This window comes from Listeria grandensis FSL F6-0971 (assembly GCF_000525835.1).
Lineage (GTDB): Bacteria > Bacillota > Bacilli > Lactobacillales > Listeriaceae > Listeria_A > Listeria_A grandensis.
The window spans coordinates 1-17,961 of record NZ_AODD01000023.1; the positions used below are offsets into that span (position 1 = coordinate 1).

Annotated in this window: 12 protein-coding genes and 2 pseudogenes; 7 read left to right on the forward strand and 7 right to left on the reverse strand. The window is 43.5% G+C overall.

The annotated features are described in order from the left end of the window. Together PGRAN_RS15830 and PGRAN_RS12280 are read right to left on the reverse strand one after the other, a co-directional pair. On the reverse strand, nt 1-1,408 hold a 1,408-nt coding region (locus PGRAN_RS15830), incomplete at its 3' end, for a toxin Cry1Ac domain D-VI-related protein (protein ID WP_173399972.1). A gap of 347 nt (nt 1,409-1,755) precedes the next feature. Beyond that, nucleotides 1,756-2,451, reverse strand: coding sequence for an N-acetylmannosamine-6-phosphate 2-epimerase (locus PGRAN_RS12280; protein WP_036067423.1), 696 nt, complete (start codon nt 2,449-2,451; stop codon nt 1,756-1,758). A gap of 170 nt (nt 2,452-2,621) precedes the next feature. Between PGRAN_RS12280 and PGRAN_RS12285 the strand changes: the two genes are divergently transcribed. The 3 genes from PGRAN_RS12285 to PGRAN_RS12295 all read left to right on the forward strand — a co-directional run bounded on the left by PGRAN_RS12285 (nt 2,622) and on the right by PGRAN_RS12295 (nt 9,398). Continuing rightward, nucleotides 2,622-3,587: an LCP family glycopolymer transferase gene (locus PGRAN_RS12285; protein WP_036067424.1), complete on the forward strand. Its 966-nt coding sequence runs from the start codon at nt 2,622-2,624 to the stop codon at nt 3,585-3,587. A 202-nt stretch (nt 3,588-3,789) separates the two neighbouring features. Further along, on the forward strand, nt 3,790-6,912 hold the full coding sequence (locus tag PGRAN_RS12290) for an alpha-mannosidase (protein ID WP_036067425.1): 3,123 nt from the start codon (nt 3,790-3,792) through the stop codon (nt 6,910-6,912). Nucleotides 6,913-7,097: 185 nt separating this feature from the next. After that, complete coding sequence (locus tag PGRAN_RS12295) at nt 7,098-9,398, forward strand: bifunctional metallophosphatase/5'-nucleotidase (protein ID WP_036067426.1); 2,301 nt, start codon at nt 7,098-7,100, stop codon at nt 9,396-9,398. A gap of 158 nt (nt 9,399-9,556) precedes the next feature. Here the strand turns inward: PGRAN_RS12295 and rnjA are convergent. Continuing rightward, nucleotides 9,557-11,223, reverse strand: a pseudogene (gene rnjA, locus PGRAN_RS12300) (ribonuclease J1). A gap of 6 nt (nt 11,224-11,229) precedes the next feature. Then, nucleotides 11,230-11,440: pseudogene (locus PGRAN_RS12305) on the reverse strand (DNA-dependent RNA polymerase subunit epsilon). Between the two features lie 593 nt (nt 11,441-12,033). Here PGRAN_RS12305 and PGRAN_RS12310 point away from each other — a divergent pair. The 4 genes from PGRAN_RS12310 (at nt 12,034) to PGRAN_RS12320 (ending at nt 15,699) form a co-directional block, all read left to right on the forward strand. After that, nucleotides 12,034-12,804, forward strand: coding sequence for a Cof-type HAD-IIB family hydrolase (locus PGRAN_RS12310; RefSeq protein ID WP_036067427.1), 771 nt, complete (start codon nt 12,034-12,036; stop codon nt 12,802-12,804). Between the two features lie 227 nt (nt 12,805-13,031). Next, nucleotides 13,032-13,139: a putative holin-like toxin gene (locus PGRAN_RS16640; RefSeq protein WP_149024059.1), complete on the forward strand. Its 108-nt coding sequence runs from the start codon at nt 13,032-13,034 to the stop codon at nt 13,137-13,139. Nucleotides 13,140-13,440: 301 nt separating this feature from the next. Continuing rightward, nucleotides 13,441-15,339: an OPT family oligopeptide transporter gene (locus PGRAN_RS12315; protein WP_036067428.1), complete on the forward strand. Its 1,899-nt coding sequence runs from the start codon at nt 13,441-13,443 to the stop codon at nt 15,337-15,339. Between the two features lie 15 nt (nt 15,340-15,354). Continuing rightward, complete coding sequence (locus PGRAN_RS12320) at nt 15,355-15,699, forward strand: PqqD family peptide modification chaperone (protein WP_036067429.1); 345 nt, start codon at nt 15,355-15,357, stop codon at nt 15,697-15,699. 272 nt (nt 15,700-15,971) lie between these two features. On the opposite strand, the gene PGRAN_RS12325 is transcribed toward PGRAN_RS12320, so the two are convergent. Genes PGRAN_RS12325 through PGRAN_RS12335 form a run of 3 tightly spaced genes read right to left on the reverse strand, consistent with a single transcriptional unit; the run spans nt 15,972 to nt 17,958 of the window. Beyond that, nucleotides 15,972-16,742, reverse strand: coding sequence for a DUF817 domain-containing protein (locus PGRAN_RS12325; RefSeq protein ID WP_036067430.1), 771 nt, complete (start codon nt 16,740-16,742; stop codon nt 15,972-15,974). Between the two features lie 21 nt (nt 16,743-16,763). Then, on the reverse strand, nt 16,764-17,321 hold the full coding sequence (locus PGRAN_RS12330) for a molybdenum cofactor guanylyltransferase (protein ID WP_051998628.1): 558 nt from the start codon (nt 17,319-17,321) through the stop codon (nt 16,764-16,766). Then, nucleotides 17,308-17,958, reverse strand: a complete 651-nt coding sequence (locus PGRAN_RS12335; RefSeq protein WP_036067433.1) for an ATP-binding cassette domain-containing protein — start codon at nt 17,956-17,958, stop codon at nt 17,308-17,310. The genes PGRAN_RS12330 and PGRAN_RS12335 overlap by 14 nt, the downstream gene beginning before the upstream one ends. Nucleotides 17,959-17,961 lie beyond the last annotated feature (3 nt).

The window sequence follows — 17,961 nt, forward strand, 5'->3', positions numbered from 1 at the left end:
GCATCGACATCTTGCTTTCGCCGTGTTTTTTGTCATCGAGCTCTGTTTGTGCTTTATCCACGTATGTTTGGAGCTCCGCTTTCTTCGTCGTATCTGTCACGGCATCGACTTTCGTTTGTGCCGCGTCTATTTTGGCTTGTGTCGTCGTATCTTTGATGTGATTCGCTGGGTTGTCACTAAGGAATAGATCGTTCACACTCGTTGTTGCCGCCGCCACACGCTCGGCTTCGGCTGTGCGTGCGTTCAGCTCCGTTTGGGCTTTATCCACGTATGTTTGGAGCTCCGCTTTCTTCGTCGCATCCGTCACGGCATCGACTTTGGCTTGTGTCGTCGTATCTTTGATGTGATTCGCTGGATTGTCACTAATAAATAGGTCATTCACCGCAGTTTGTGCTACATCTGCTGCATTTGCTGTTACAGTGACTGAAATTGTTTTAGCTAAACCAGTATTCGCATTTGGCGTAACGGTAATCGTTGCGGTTCCTGTTGCTTTCGCTTGCCAACTACCACTTGCATCTACAGTGATAATATTGGAGTTGCTTGATGTATATGTTAGTGCTTGATCTGCCGCGGCCGGAGTAATGCTAGCTGTTATTTTCCCAGTAGTTCCACGAGCAGCATTGATCGCGCTTGTATCTACAGTTAGAGATGTCGGTACGTAAATGGATGTTTCATTAACACCTGGAATTGTGTTGAGCAAAATTTCTAAACTGCTTTCAACAGTAAGGCGTGCGTATTGAATACCTGTTCCTAGTGTAAATTTAAAATTGCCATTTGCATCTGTCGAAGTATACGCTACTCTCTGGGGTGTAGGAGTAGTCGTACCAAAGGTCCAAGCTCCCATTTCTCTAAATGTGATTGGTTGTGAAGGGCGATTATCAAGGTGCCCAGTTATTTCTTTGTCGCCTACTTTTACTGGGTTAATATAACCAGTATTCGCTGTATTTTTCGATTGTTGTATGCTTGTCTCTGCTGTTAAGCTATTTCCAGTCGTAATCTTAACGGAAAATGGATAAGCTCTAAAGGCATATTTAAACGAGCTAGAAGTATAGGGACCAGCCAAATCAACGGGGGTTAGATCTCCCGGAGTTATGCTATAGTTTCCATTAGAATCGGATTGAACTCTGGCAGCGTACCGTTTTAAGGCGTATACTGGATCTGAGGGATAATCAGCGTGTTCCCATAAGGAAACTTCTACTAGTTGAGCACCGCCCGGAACTTTACCAGTAATCTTAGTATCCCCGTCTCTCACCGTATTGATAAGATTATCTTGACTCGCGTTTACTGTCGACATTAATTTATTTTCTGCCGCATGTGTTTGTACTGGTGGTAACGCTGTTAATACCGTACTTGCGATCACATTCGTCGCAAGTAAGGCTATTGCTACTTTTTTCATATTCTTATTCATTAGTGTAATTCCTCCATTTTTCTTTATTGTGGTATGTGAGTGAACCTTTATGTCGTTTGACCTCATTTCCTGCGCTTTATTATCCCCCTTCTATGCATGTTTGATCGAGCAGTTTCTAGTTGTATTGTATACCACTCCTTTACTTTATCAGCTTTCCGAGCTAAAAAAATACATTCCTTCCGCTGTATGGACTTATTTTGTGACTAATTTGTTACATTTTTATTGTGTGTTTTTTTCATAAAGGGCGCTATTGATATATGCTTTATCTTTAGATTTTGGGCAGACGAAAAAAGCGCGCTTCATGACTTAGAAACGCGCTTCCTTGATACCTTCATAATTCTTTTCAATTATCGTAACGCCGAAACAAAGCGTTCTGTGATCTGTTGTGGCCTTGTGATCGCTCCACCAACAACAATTGCAAATAGGTTCATGGCTTGAATTCGTTTTGCAATCTCCGGTGTGCTCACATTTCCTTCCGCAATAATCTGTGCCGTGTTTACAACATGAATCATTTCTCGCAATACCGCGAAGTCCTCATCCGCTATCTTTTTTCCGAGTGTATCCTCCGTGTAGCCGAACAAGGTAGGGGCTATAAAATCAAAACCTAGCTGTTCTGCAACGATTGCCTCTTCAACCGTCGCCACATCTGCCATAAAAAGCTGATCAGGATACTTTTTCTTTATTTCAGGAAACAATTGTGTTATCAAGCAACCGTCTGGTCTGATTCTACGCGTCGCATCCATGGCTACGATCTCAGCGCCTGTTGCCACAATTTCATCCACCTCTGCGATCGTCGGTGTAATAAAGACAGGGCAGTCCCCATAGTTTTTCTTATAAATTCCGATAATCGGCAAATCGACTTCCGCTTGAATGGCTTGAATGTCTGCTGCACTGTTCGCTCTGATTCCAACAGCACCTCCGATTTTTGCTGCTAAAGCCATTTTTGACATAATAAAAGAGCTATGTAATGGTTCATCTTCCAGCGCTTGGCATGAAACAATAAGTCCACCGCGCATTTTCTCGACCTTTTCTTGATTTTTCATGGCAAAATACCTCCTGTTTATCATTAAATTCTAATTTGATTTATAGTCAGTGCAATGATAACATTAGTGTAAGTATCAATTCTAACAATAATCATGCCTATATACTACTTACAAGCTTCTATATTTATAAAAATCGTCGTGTCAGTATACACAGAAAGATAGGAATCAATATGGATACAATACGCTTTCAACCCTTTGAAAAAAAACCATCAAAACTTATGCAACGACTGCAGTTTTCGTTTGTTATCCTACTTGGTATCGTCTTCACACTCGGTGCTTTTGCAATTCACTATTACAACGGAATCCAACAAACGCTAAATGGTATCCACGTCCCGTTAGCGAAGGATAAAGCCTCCACGAGCACACTCACAGATGGCCATTCTTTTTCTATTTTAATGATCGGAACAGATGCGCGCGCGGGTGAAAAAAATGGTCGCTCCGATTCCATGATTCTGGCAACAATTAATAAGGAAAAGAATTCTGTTAAGATGCTCAGTATTCCTCGGGACACAAAAGTAACCTATGAAGACGGCGATATCGGAAAAATAAATGGTAGCTACTCGAAAGGTGGCGCAGAAGGCACGGTAAAAGCCGTAGAAGGTCTAATGAATGTGCCGATCGATTATTACGTAACCATCAATATGAAAGGCTTCAGCGATCTGGTTTCAGCGGTTGGTGGTGTCCGTGTTACGAATGATATCGATCTCACCGAAGTCAACAAAGTTTTCGTGAAAGGCAAGATTGATCTGGCTGGAAAAGAAGCACTGCAATACGTTCGAATTCGCCATGAAGATCCTCGTGGGGACTTTGGGCGGCAAGATCGGCAACGCGATGTTATCATGGGGATTAGTAATGAACTCGCAGGAACAGCTTCCATCACCCATTTCAACAAACTTCTAAAAGCAGTCGGCGATAACTTTACGACCAACCTCAAAATGGATGACATCACAGAAATTGCAACAAAGTATGCTAGCGTCAGAAACGACGTCGATACACTAAAAATGGAAGGCGAGGGCGTTTCCATCTACAGTGAAGCGTACGGTTTTAACCTATATTACTACGAACCAGATAGTGCATCTAAAGCAGCCGCAACCAAGAAATTCCGCGAACATCTAGGATTATCTACTACCGAATAACGGAAAAAGATGCGTGTGTATTAGCCTACTTCTATAGTGGCGCTAGTACACGCGTTTTTTTGTTTTGTAGAAATGTTATAAAAAAACTTCGTGGAGCAGGGCATTCAAGTCCAGTTTTCTTTAATTTATCTATTGGATCTGCTCCGTTTATATGCTATGTTTAAATCATAAATGAAAGCGTTTAACAGGAAGGTGTGAGGAGATGTTTTGGAAGCAGGAGAAATTGCAAAATCGTAATCGAGAGGTAGAAGGGTATCGTTATACGAAATCACAGATCATTTCGGAATTTGAGAAGTTAGAAGATGTGGATGGGACGATTGGCGCCTATCCAAAGGGGCTCGTTTTTGAGGAGAAGATTGTGCTTGGAAGTAACTGGTGTGGTCGTGATCGCTATGTGTGGTTAAAGACGGATATTATATTGCCGACACGACTTGAGGGCCAGCGCATTTTGGGATTTTTTGATTTTGGAAAAACTGGGGATGGAAATAATTCTGGTTTTGAATCGTTGCTATTTGTGAATGGAAAACCGTATCAAGGTGTGGATCAGAATCATAAGGAAGTATTTTTTGATGATGATTTGGCTGGGACGCAAGTGGAACTTATCTTTAGACTTTGGTCGGGGCTTGAGGGTGGTGGCGAGGTGACGACGCAGGAGCATCGATTGAACGCTGCGTTTGTTGGTTATTTGGATACGCAGATTGATGACCTATATTACACGGCCTCTGCGGCGCTTCAGACACTGGATTATTTGGATGAAAATAGCACGGAACGCTACGGGTTATTGCAGGCGCTTGACCACAGTTTTCGAGTGATTGATTGGGCGAATCCTGGGGGACCGACGAATGTGGCCTCCCTTTATGAGGCTGGGAAATTACTGAATGAAAAAATAGATGCGATGCCGAAAAATTTTGATGTAACGGTGACATGTGTAGGGCATACGCATATTGATGTAGCGTGGTTATGGCGTTTGAAGCATACGCGGGAGAAGTCAGCGCGGTCATTTTCGACGGTGATGCGGTTAATGGAGCAGTTTCCTAACTATGAGTTTTTGCAATCGCAGCCGCAATTGTATGCTTATATACAGGAGGATTATCCAGAGATTTATGAGGGGATTAAGGCGCGGGTTGCGGACGGGCGTTGGGAGGCGGACGGGGCCATGTGGCTGGAGGCAGACTGCAATATTCCGTCAGGTGAGTCTTTGGTGCGCCAAATTTTGCAGGGAACGCGGTTTTTTAAGGAGGAGTTTGGTAAGGATAGTAAGCATTTGTGGTTGCCAGATGTGTTTGGGTATAGTTGGGCGTTGCCGCAGATTCTGAAGAGGTCGGGGATCGAGACGTTTATGACGACGAAAATTAGTTGGAATCAGTTTAATCGGATGCCGCACGATACGTTTTGGTGGCGTGGGATTGATGGCTCGGAGGTTCTGACGCATTTCATTACGTCGCCGGATGTGCATGATTTGTACTATACATATAATGGGAATATTACAGCGCGGACGGTAAAAGGTGTTTGGGATAATTATCGGGATAAGCAGTGGAACAATGAGTTGTTGGTATCTTATGGATTTGGTGATGGTGGTGGCGGTCCGACGCGGGAGATGCTTGAGATGATCGCGCGTTTTGATAAGATGCCAGGGATGCCGAAAGTGGAAACAGGGCTTGCAGGGCCTTATTTCGAACGGTTACATGAGCGGGTGGAAACAACAGAGGAGTATGTGCATACGTGGAACGGTGAGCTTTATTTTGAGTATCATCGGGGGACATATACGAGTCAAGCGCATAACAAGAAAATGAATCGGAAATTGGAGCTGTTGTTGCGGGATGCGGAGTGGTTCCAAGTGTTACAGGCAGCGAGGACGGGAACTTTTGAGGCGTATCCGAGTGATCTGTTGCAGGAAAGTTGGCGAATGGTGTTGCGGAATCAATTTCATGATATTATTCCGGGCTCTTCGATTCAAGAGGTGTATGAGGATTGTGTGTTGGAGTATGACGAGGCGGAGAATCTGACTTTAGCGGCTTATGACGAGATGAGCGCGATGGATGAGGCGGCGCCAAATGCGGTGACATTGATGAATAGCTCCATATGGGAGCGGCCACGCTTGGCGGAGATTGCGATTCCGGTTGAGGAAATGGTGATTTGGAAGGATAAAGATGGGAATCGGTTGGACAGCCAGCGAAATTTAGCTGGTAGTTGGATAGTGGCGCTTGATGGGCTACCTTCGATGGGAACGATGACGCTAAATTACGAGATGGTAGATGACATCATGGATGCTAAGCCGTTAGCGAATATTCGTGATAATAGTTTGGAAACAGACCGGTACCGTGTCATTTGGAACGAGGCAGGGCATTTTACGACTATTTTTGACAAAAAGAACGACCGAGATGTTCTTGCAAAAGGGGAGCGTGGCAATGTATTACAAGTTTTTGAAGATAAACCTCTGAATTTTGATGCGTGGGATATTGATATTTATTATCAGGAGAAGATGCGCGAAGTGACGCAGTTGGAAAGCGTGGAAGTGATTCAAAATGGTGCGCTTCAGGCTACGCTACAAATGGAGTGGCTATACGGGGATTCGACGATTTCGCAAACGATTCATTTTTACAGAGATAGCGCGCGGATTGATTTTGAAACGGCATTAGATTGGCATGAAAAACAGCAATTACTAAAAGTTGCATTTCCTGTGGATGTGATGGCGACGGAAGCAACGTATGATATTCAGTATGGGAATGTGAAACGCCCGACGCACTGGAATACAAGTTGGGATTATGCGCGATTTGAGACGGTGGGGCATCAATGGGCAGATTTGAGCGAGAAGGGGTACGGTGTTAGTATTTTGAATAATTGCAAGTACGGTCACGATATAAAAGATCATGTGATGCGCTTGACGCTCCTGAAATCGGCAACGTATCCAGATGTGACACAGGATCAGGGGTTACATGATTTCACATATTCCTTATTGCCGCATAAAGGTGATTTTGTGGAAGGTGACGTTGTGCAAGAGGCATGGGCGCTCAATAATCCACTTCGCGTGGCGCTGGGCGCTCATATTACTCGATCGTTACTAAAATCAAATAAGGAGCAGATTCAAATCGATGCAGTGAAAAAAGCGGAGGAGGAGGATGCGATTATAGTTCGATTGCATGAATATACAGGGGGACGTTGTAACGTGCACTTATCGAGTGATTTTCAGATTGAATCGTGGCAGGAGTGCGACTTGATGGAGCGGCCGATTGATGAGATCAGGAGTGGAGACTTTGCATTTACGATTACGCCATATGAGATAAAAACATTTAAGGTGAAGGTCGCGTTAGCACAGTTTGAGTAGAAGGCTTACTGAAATGGGATGGAACTTTAGGCTAAAAAGTCATTAGCTTGAGGTTTGATCCTATTTTTTATGGTGATTGAAAAGAGAAGTAGCTTTTGTTACAATGATGAGGTAAGTATGAAACGCTTACAATCGATGCGAAATATATTTAGCATCATAAAACAAAAAAGGGAGGCTTTAAAAACGTGAATAATTTTTACAAAAAGGGATTAAAATTAGTTTTAGCAACAGGTTTAACGATAGGGATTGGTGTATCAGCGGTTGGAAATAGCGTGGTTGCGGATACGCTGGACCCCAATCTTGTGCCAGTACAAATATTAGGTATAAATGATTTTCATGGAGCACTAGACACGCCTTCTAGTTCACCGCTTGGTAAAATTGGTGGTGCGGACTACTTGGCGACAAATTTAAACAAGGCGGAGGAAAACTTCCTGACGGCGAATGGTTTAGCAGATAATTCAGCTAGCAATTCTGTACGCGTTCAAGCTGGCGATATGGTTGGTGCAAGTCCTGCTGTTTCAGGGCTACTGCAAGATGAGCCAACAATCAAAGTGCTCAATCGGATGAAATTTGAAATTGGTACGCTTGGAAATCATGAGTTTGATGAGGGCTTAGCAGAGTATAAACGAATTTTAGATGGAGGCGATACGACGGGCTTCAATGAAATTACGCAAAATTATGATCATGAAGCGTCGGATATGTCGATTGTTGTCGCGAATGTGGTCAATAAATCGGATGGCGCGATTCCGTATGGTTTCAAGCCATATGAGATTAAAAATATGGGAGGCGTCGACGTTGGTTTTATCGGCGTGGTAACAACGGAAATTCCATCGCTTGTTTTGGCGAATCATATTCAAGACTTTCATTTGCTAGACGAGGCGGAGACGATTGCGAAATACTCGGCGGAATTGCAGGCGAAAGGCGTGAGCGCGATCGTTGTTTTATCGCATGTTCCGGCTCTGACGCCAGGTAACCCTACGAATGGTGAAGGTAGCGTTTCAGGTGCTGCGGTGGACATGATCAATAAAGTCAACCAAATTGCGCCAAATAACAGTGTGGATCTTGTTTTAGCGGGGCATAATCATCAGTATACGAACGGTAAAGTCGGCAATACGCGGGTTGTGCAAAGCTATAATAATGGGAAAGCGTATTCGAATGTGACGGGGGTTTTGAATAAAACAACGAAGGATTTTGAAATGACGCCGAGTGCGGAGATTAAATATAATTTGCAAGATGTTACACCGGATGCGGCAGTGCGTAGCGTTATTGATGAAGCTTATGCGCTTGTTAATCCTGTGATTAGTAAGCCAGTTGGCCAGATGGATAGCGCGGTAGTGACGCGAGACACGAATGCGGACAATGAATCGCCGCTCGGTAACTTGATTACAGATGGACAGCGCGAAATGGCGAAGCAGGCTGGAATCGCTGTTGATTTTGCAATGACAAATAATGGCGGAATACGGGCGGACTTAATTGGCGTACCATCAGCTGGTTCATTTGCGGTGACATGGGGTGCAGCGCAAGCCGTTCAGCCTTTCGGAAATATTTTGCAAGTGGTGGAACTGAGTGGTGCAGATATCGTAGAAGCACTAAATCAGCAATATGATGAGTCGGAGAAATACTTTTTACAAGTATCAGGTTTAACCTATACGTATACGAAAAATGAGGCTGGCGAGAAACGAGTGGTGGATGTGCGCAAAGAGGATGGCACGAAACTGGATGAATCGGCGACATATCGCGTCGTTATCAACGATTTCTTATTCGGCGGTGGGGATTCCTTCTCTGCATTTACGAAAGGCAAGCAAGTGGATGTCATCGATCCAGATACAGATACATTCATCGATTATATCCAGTCACAAACGAAGCTCGTAACACCAGAGCTCGGTCGCAAAACGTTTAAAACAGAAGCCGCGATTGCGAAAGAAAAAGAAGATGCAGCGATCCAAGCCATTACAGATCATACGGTTTTCCAATCATATAAAGAAAAGGATGCTATCTTCCAAGGGAAAACGATTCCAGGCGCGAGGGTTGCTGTGAATTCGCTAGCGGTGAAAGCAAAAGCAGCTCCCGTCGTTGCGGATGCGAACGGTAACTTTGAGATCGACATGCACGCTGAAAACTTAAAAGAAGGCGATACATTTGATGTGACAGTCACAGATCCGGATGGCTACAGCAAAGACTTTACGGTTGCGGTCATGGCAGCAGATCCGATTGATAACGGCAGTGGTGAAGAGGTTCCAGGCGACGGTAATGGCGGAACGGTCGTACCCGATGTGGATAATGGGAGTATCACATCTCCTGATAAGGGAACGGTAAACCCAGGAGAAACGATTTCTTCGGCGGAGCAAACATTGACAGAAGTTGTCCCAGTAAAAACGCATGATGTTTTGCCGCAAACGGGTGATGAGGCGGAGAATCTAGTTGTGCTTGGTGGATTGGTACTGTTAGGTATTGCTACACATTGTCTAAGACGTAAAACAGCATAAATAGCATATTGTTTGGAAGAGCTTATTCAGGAGGGGGAATTAACCTCATGAATAGGCTCTTTTTTCTGTGACGAGGTAGCCATCTATCATCGGAACCAACAGTAAAAAAACCAATGAGGAACGAGTTTGGACTCGTCCTTCATTGGTTTTTTTGGATGCTACACTTCCATAATGATTGGTAAAATCATCGGACGGCGTTGTGTTTTATCATATAAGAATGGTTGTAGTGTATCTGTGACCTCATTTTTAATTTCTGACCACTGCACGGTTTTACTGTCCATCACTTTGTTTAAATGACGGCGGAGCAAGCCTTGTGCCTCATTAATTAGGTTTCCAGATTCGCGCATATAGATGAAACCGCGCGAGATAATATCAGGGCCAGCCATTACTTTATTTTTAGCGGCGCTAATGGAAACAACCACGATGACAAGACCTTCTTCGGATAGGACACGGCGATCGCGCAAGACGATATTACCGATGTCACCGATGCCACTACCGTCGATGTAGACACTCGCTGCTTGAATTTTACCAGAAACGTGTGCAGAATCGGCAGTTAAGGCTAAAACATCGCCATTTTCCATGATGAAGCTGTTTTCGTGAGGAACGCCACAATAGTAAGCGGATTGGGCATGCATTTTCTGCATCCGGAACTCGCCATGAATCGGCATGAAATATTTTGGCTTCATAAGACGAAGCATTAGTTTTTGTTCTTGTTGGCCACCATGACCAGATGTGTGAATATTGTTTACTTTACCATGCACAACTTCTGCACCAGCTTGGAAAAGTAGATTGATCGTGCGGTTTACGCTGATCGTATTTCCTGGAATTGGTGAAGAAGAGAAGACAACGGTATCGCCTGGTTGGATCTGGATTTGCCGATGGGTACCGTTAGCGATACGTGAAAGTGCGGCCATTGGTTCACCTTGACTACCTGTACAAAGAATGGTTACTTCGTTTGCGGCCAGTTTGTTTAGTTGCCCCATTCGATAAACGTATCTTTGGGTGCTTGGATATAGCCGAGCTCGATACCGATGGCGATGGCAGAATCCATACTACGTCCAAAAACAGCAATTTTTCGACCGGTTTCGACAGCGGATTCTACAACTTGTTGCAAGCGATAAATGTTGGATGCAAATGTAGCGAAGATAATCCGTCCGTCGACATCGCGGAAAATATCTTTAATGCTTTCCCCAACAATGCGTTCACTCATCGTGAAATTCGGCACTTCTGCGTTAGTAGAATCGGATAGTAAGCAAAGAACGCCTTCTTTACCGATCTCTGCCATTTTTGTTAAGTTTGCGGGTTCGCCAACAGGTGTGAAATCAAATTTGAAATCCCCCGTGTGGACGATGTTTCCAGATGGTGTTTTGACAACAATACCGTACGAATCTGGAATACTATGTGTTGTACCGAAGAACGAAATACTTGTTTTGCGGAATTTGAAAACATCGTCTTCTTCAAACTCATAGATTTTGGTTTGGCGTATTAGGCCGTGTTCTTCTAGTTTATTGCGAATCAGAGCCGCCGCCAATTTTCCAGCGTAAACGGGGATATTCAGTTCGCGGAGCAAATAAGGAACGCCACCGATATGATCTTCGTGACCATGCGTGATGAAAAGCCCTTTAATTTTCTCTTTGTTTTTGACAAGGTAGGTGTAATCAGGAATGACGTAATCAATGCCAAGTAGCTCGTCCTCTGGGAACTTGATACCAGCATCGATGAGGATTATTTCATCTTGAAATTGCACACCGTACGTGTTTTTACCGATTTCGCCTAGACCACCGAGGGCGAAAACAGCTGTTTCATTATTTTTTACAAATTTCATAGCGGATTACTGCCCCCACAGTTGGAAATCTTCATTTTGTTTTTCATATTGTAGGTGTGCATCGCTGAGTTGTTCAACTAGTTCGATATGGAAGGGTTGGTCTTTAAGAATAACGCGTACTTCTGGCACGTCTTTCGCTTCCACATAGATAGATCTGGTTTTTTCTCTGACTGGTTGTTTCGGTTTTTGTTTCTTGGTAATAAACTTTAAAAATCATTTTTTTCTCTCCTTTATGTTTCGTTAATATTCTTGTAAAAATAGCATTGCTCCTCATTTGCAATCTATTTACATACGGTTTCATGGATAAAAAGGGATGACCTCGTTAAAAAGGCAAAAAGAAACAATGGTAGCCGCACTAGTCTTCATAAGGCTACGATTTAGAATATGCCATGACATTCTGCGTTTTTTTCGCCTACTCCAATTGAATACCATTATTCTGCGCATTTTAAACAAAATGGACAGTGAATGATTTCAATTCACGGTAGGTTTAACGAGTCACTTCTTTTGTAAAAACAAGATCCGAACTTTTATCCTTGAGTTCTAATATACCATAAAAATCAATAAATGCTACTACAATATCTTAAAATGGGGTGAAAAAGTGATAGAAAGCAGGAAAAGTGTGTTTTAGCGTAGTCGGTGAGGTTTTTATAAGGGGTATTGCTTTTTAATAAGACTGGTATTTATTTTGAAAAGGCTAGTCTTTTTTAGGGGGAAATTCGCCCATTAGCGTGTTTTTTTTTGGTATACTGGAGGGGATATTGCTAATGGGTGCACTTTTTCCCGCAAATTTGGTCTGAGGAGATTTTAGCTATGAAGAAAATTGTGTTTTTTGATGTGGATGGTACGCTGGTGAATGACAACAAGGAGATCCCGGCTTCAGCGAGAAAAGCAGTGAAGGATTTGCAAGATAAGGGCGTATACGTTGCGATTGCATCAGGTCGGGCGCCGTTTTTACTAAAGGATATATGTGAAGAGCTAAATATTAATTCATATGTAAGTTTCAACGGGCAGTATGTCGTTTTTGAGGGAGAAATGGTATTCGATAATCCATTACCACAAGCCTCGATGGAGCATTTGATTGAGGTGACAGAGGAGCTTGATCACCCACTTGTGTTCATGAATGAGGAGACGTTGCGCACGAATATTCCGGATCATCATAAGGTGCATGAGGGAATGAATTCACTGAAAGAGGGATATCCTGAGCTTGATGCGGAATTTTATAAAGGGCGGACGTTGTATCAATGTTTGTTGTTCGCGGATGAAAGTCATGACGCTTTTTATAAGGAAAATTTTCCGGAGTATGGCTTCTTACGCTGGCATGATGTGTCGATGGATGTTGCTCCGGCGAATGGTTCAAAAGCCGTTGGGATTCGTGAAATGTTGAAGCGCTTGGATTTCAAAATTGAGGATGCGTATGCATTTGGAGATGGACTGAATGACATCGAAATGCTACAAGAAGTCGGCACGGGAGTCGCGATGGAAAATGGGCGTGACGAAGTGAAAGCTGTGGCAGATTTCGTGACGGATTCCGTGGATAATGACGGGGTTTTGAAAGGATTACAGCGATTAGGATTATTATAAGAGGAGCAGCGAATCTGATGATAGGTTCGCTGTTTTTGTAGTGCTACATGAGTAAATGGAATCGGCTAGAAACAATGGTTTATCGAATAATCTTTGTTCTAAAAAATAGGAAATATCATGGTATAATAGTCGCATAGAGTAAGGTATGTAAAGGATGGTGGCTTTCTAATGGAAGGGAGTGATGCTTATGTTATGTAAGTTATCAAATCTGGAGAAAGGAATGCCTGATGTCAGTTGCAGAATCGATTATGATGGCGCTTGGGTTTGGAATGTTTATTCTAACCTTTCTCAAGCTGGTTATCATAATTGTGCAAGCGATGAAACACGACAAATAAAAAACCCATCTACTACACTCTGACCAGAGATTAGGTGGGTTCTATACATCTAACGAAAGTCACCGTCTTTTAAGCGGCTTACGTCATTCTATATTAGAGGGTCGTGTACCACCACGGCGCTCTTTTTATTTGCCCTAATTATAACATAACTAAGCATCAGTACTCAAGCAATGATTGTATTTTCTTGTTCTTTCTCCTGAATATCCGTTGCGAAAATAGTAATGTAGCGGTAAAATAGAAACTGAATCGTTGCTTTAAAGGAGCAAAGATGACATAAATTATAAAAAGGAGTAGTTACAAAATGAGTGATAAAATGGGTAGCAAGAAGTTTCAGCCTTACATACCTGCTTCCAAATCACTGCCGGAATTGACTGCGACTGCCATTATTCTTGGTATTATTCTTTCAATTTTGTTCGGTGCGGCAAATGCTTACTTGGGGCTCAAAGTAGGTTTGACAGTATCGGCGTCGATTCCAGCGGCAGTTATTTCGATGGGGATTTTGCGAGGTATTTTTAGGCGAGATTCGATTTTAGAAAATAATATTGTACAGACGATGACGACAGCTGGGGAAGCGCTTGGTGCGGGTGCGGTGTTTACAATTCCTGCGCTATTCATGATGGGCGTGGACATCAATCAAATTATGTTGGTATTTATCGTGCTAACAGGGGGATTCCTGGGCGTGTTCATGATGGTGCCGCTTAGAAGAATGCTAATTGTCAATGAACACGAAACGTTGCCATATCCAGAAGGAACGGCCTGTGCGGAAGTTCTAAAAACAGGTGAAAAAGGTGGCGGGGCGCAAGCGAAAACTCGTTGTATTTGGTTTTGGGGTAGGTGCCTTGTGAAGGTTCTTACAGACGGGTTCAAGGTTTTCCGAAGTGATGTGCAGACCGGGATTTATAATTTCCAAAATGCCTTTATCGGAACGCAAATTTATCCTGCATTACTCGGTGTTGGTTTCATTATCGGGCCAAAAATTGCGGGTCAGATGGTTGCCGGTGGTTTGATGGCATCGCTCGTTTTGATTCCAGCCATTGCGTTTTTCGGCGCGGGAAGTTCGGATGTGATTTTCCCAGCGTCAGAAGCGTTGAAAAATCTGGACGCGAGTATGATATGGGATAACTATATTCGCTATATTGGCGCGGGTGCAGTTGCTGCGGGTGGTCTGATTACACTCGCGAAAACGATGCCAGCGATTGTGCAGACGCTTCGCAGTACAATGGTTGGTCTGAACAAGAATAAAGGTCAAAAAATGCTTGAGATTGAGCGTACGGATAAAGATATTCCGATGAAATGGGTTTTGATTGGAATTACCGTTCTAATTGTTATTATTGCGTTTGATCCATTTACGAATGTGGGTATTATCGGGGCGCTAGCCATCGCGATTTTCGGATTCTTATTCGTTACGGTGGCATCGCGGATTGTTGGGATTGTTGGTAGTTCGTCGTCGCCAGTTTCAGGTATGACGATTGCGACACTTCTGATTGTGGCGATTGCTTATAAATCGTTCGGTTATAGTGGTACGGAAGGTATTGTGCTGACGTTGACGGTTGCGGCAATTGTTTGTACGGCGCTCGCGGTTGCGGGTGATATTTCACAGGATTTGAAAACGGGGTATCTCGTTGGTGGAACGCCTTGGAAACAACAGGTTGCGATGATGATCGGTGTGATCGCCAGTGGTCTTGTGATGGGTTACATTTTGACGTTGCTTGATAACGCGTATGGTATGGGTTCAGAAGCCCTGCCAGCTCCAAAAGCGGCGTTGATGAAAATCCTAGCGGAAGGTATTCTAAATGGGAACTTGCCGTGGACGCTTATCTTTATCGGCGTTTCGATTGCGATTGTGATTGAATTCCTAGGCATGAACTCGCTTGTTTTTGCAGTAGGTCTATACTTGCCACTAAATATCAGTGCGACAGTTATGTTCGGTGGATTTGTACGATTGATCGTGAACCAAGTGATTAAGCGTAAAAAGGACAAGGAGAAAGAGGTACGAATCGAGCGTGGAACTTTGTTTGCGTCTGGTTTAATTGCTGGGGAATCACTCCTCGGTGTTATTATCGCGTTTGTGATTTCGATTAACCCGAATATTATCCCGACAGAGTACTTGCTTTCGAATCAATGGTTGCCATTCTTGGTATTCTTGATTGTGTGTACATTACTTTACTTCTCGACGGTACCAAAAAAGAAGAAAGCGTAAAATGAGGTGCTGAATATGCGAAAAAAAGAACGCCGAAATATGTTGGAAGAAATTCCAGTTTTGAAGGATGATCTTGTTTTGGAAGTGGCGGATCAGGAGAAGTATTTAATTGTGCCGCGCTCGGCTTGGTTGGAGCGCGTGGCGACGAAGCTTTTGAAACAGCCTACGGAACGGCGTATTAAGCTTGATGAACATGGTTATTTTATCCTTTCGCAAATGGATGGGGAGACATCGATTCCAGAGATGGAGGAGCGGTTTTCGCGGACGTTTGGGAATGAGGATGGCATGAGTTTGTCGAGGTTGGTCCGATTCTTGCAAATCATGGATTCGTATAGTTGGTTGAAGTGGAAAAGAGGATAGGGATAGCGGCGGAGATCAGTTTTTTGGTCTTCGCTTTTTTGTTTTGTATATATATTTTAATTGAGGAGGAATGTGGCATATGAAAGTTCTTATTATAGTGTTGTATATCTTATTGGCGCTATTGGTTATTCTATCTTATATTTTGGGTTGGGTATCTGAAAGTGTATTTGGCGCGGGCGTAGTTATAACGATTATTTTTGGATTATTCATGAGATTTTACTTAATGAGAGGAAGAAAGAACCGCTGAATCAGTTCCGAATCGGAGGCTCTTTTCACTCTTTGTGTAAATCTTTTTTGAGGAATTTCAGTTCGGCGATAATCATAACACTGATAATTATAAGTAGGTACCAGCTAGTGATTTTGCCGAAGCCCACGAGTTGCCAGGTGACTTCTTGATTGGGGTAATACCACGCGCCAAAGAAGCTGGCGATGTTTTCGGCAACCCAAATGAAGAAGGCGATGAGTAAGAACGACAGGGATAGTGGCATCTGCAATTGTTTATCGCCGACGGTGAAATAAACGGTAGTGCGCAAAAAGAGGATGAGGACGGCGATGATTAGAATGTAGCGAAAATCCCAGATGTAGTGATGTGTGAAGAAGTTTAGGTAAATCAGGGCGCATAATGTGATAACGTAACTGCTTTTCGGCCAATTTTTGACGGTGAGGTCAAAGCGTTTCCAGGCTTGGCAAATGTAGCTAGCGACACTTGAGTACATGAAGCCGCTGTATAGTGGGACGCCGAGAATTTTCGCATAGGCGTCTTCTGGATAGGCCCAAGAACCCATATGGATTTTGTAGATCTCCAGAACGAGGCCGATGATGTGAAAAAGCATGATGACTTTAAGTTCATCCCATGTTTCCAAGCCGAATTTGATGAGTAGTAATTGGGCGACGATACAGATGATGAGTAGCAGATCGTATCTGGGGATAAATGGGATATTGATATATTTAGACAGGGCAAGCGAGATAAAAATGATGGCTGGGAAGATACAGCAGAGTATTTGTTTCCACGTGAATTGCCAAAGCAGGGAAAAAAAGCGCATGTAGGGACCTCCTGAGAATGGTTATTGATAATTTCGGTTTTGGAACAGGTTTTCTTCTGGAAAGACCTGTTTTTTGGCATGGATGGATTGGAATAGCCCACGAATACGAAGGTTTTCTTTGGTGAGCATGGCTTTTATTTCGGGTTCACAATAAGGGATGCACGCGGTGAGGTAGTGACTGGCTGTATTTGTTGCGGCATAAGCGTTTCTAGCGTTGATAAGTTCGGCAAAGATTTCCGTCGTGATGTTCGGTGTATCCGTCGGTGAGATGAGATAGTGATCAAATTTGGCAGAGCTCATGACAGTGTAGATACCGCCAAGTGGCCCTTTATCAGTGAATGGCGGTTGGTCAGCTAAAACAGTGACCTGCTCTGCATCGAATAGTCTGTCGATGGCTGGGAATAGCCGTTCGTTTGTGACAATAAAAAGGTGACCGACAAGGGGGGTCATCTTGCTAACCGTTAACTCGACCCATGTTGGTGCGCTTGGTGTTTCTTTGTATAGCGCTTTATCTTCACCGAATCGTCTGGAATTTCCGCCTGCAAGCACGATACCGGCGATTGTTTTAGTTTTTGACAAGGCGACCATCCTTTATTTTTAAAATTTCTCCGGTTAGGGAGGCGGCTTCTTGGTGATAGTGGGTTACGAAGATGACGGGAATATCGAAGTCACGCGCCATTTGACCGACGAGCTCGATGCAGATGTTCCGCGTGTCTTCGTCAAGGCCGTTGAATGGTTCGTCCAAAAGAAGTAGGTTCGGATTAATAATCATTGCTCGAGCCATTGCTACGCGTTGCTTTTCACCGCCAGATAATTTTTGGACGGAGGAAAAAAGGAGATGAGAAATCTGTAAGTAATCGCTTATTTTGCGGACCTGTTGTTCGATTTCAACGCGATTTTTTTTGTTTACGGTTAGGCCGAATGCGATGTTTTGAAAGACGTTCATATTTGGAAAAAGGGCTAGGTTTTGGAATAGGTAGCCGACTTTGCGCGCAGCGGTTGGAACGGTGATGTCGCTATATGTATCGTCCCAGGCTGTGTTGCCGAATTCGATGATGCCTTCGTCGATTTTTTTAAGACCGCTGATACATTGGAAAAGGGTAGATTTTCCAGAACCACTGGCGCCCATGATGGCAGTGATCGGGGAGACGAAATCGTAATTTATATCGAGATCGTGAAATGGCAGTTTCTTTTTGAATTTTAAACGAAGTCCCATGAT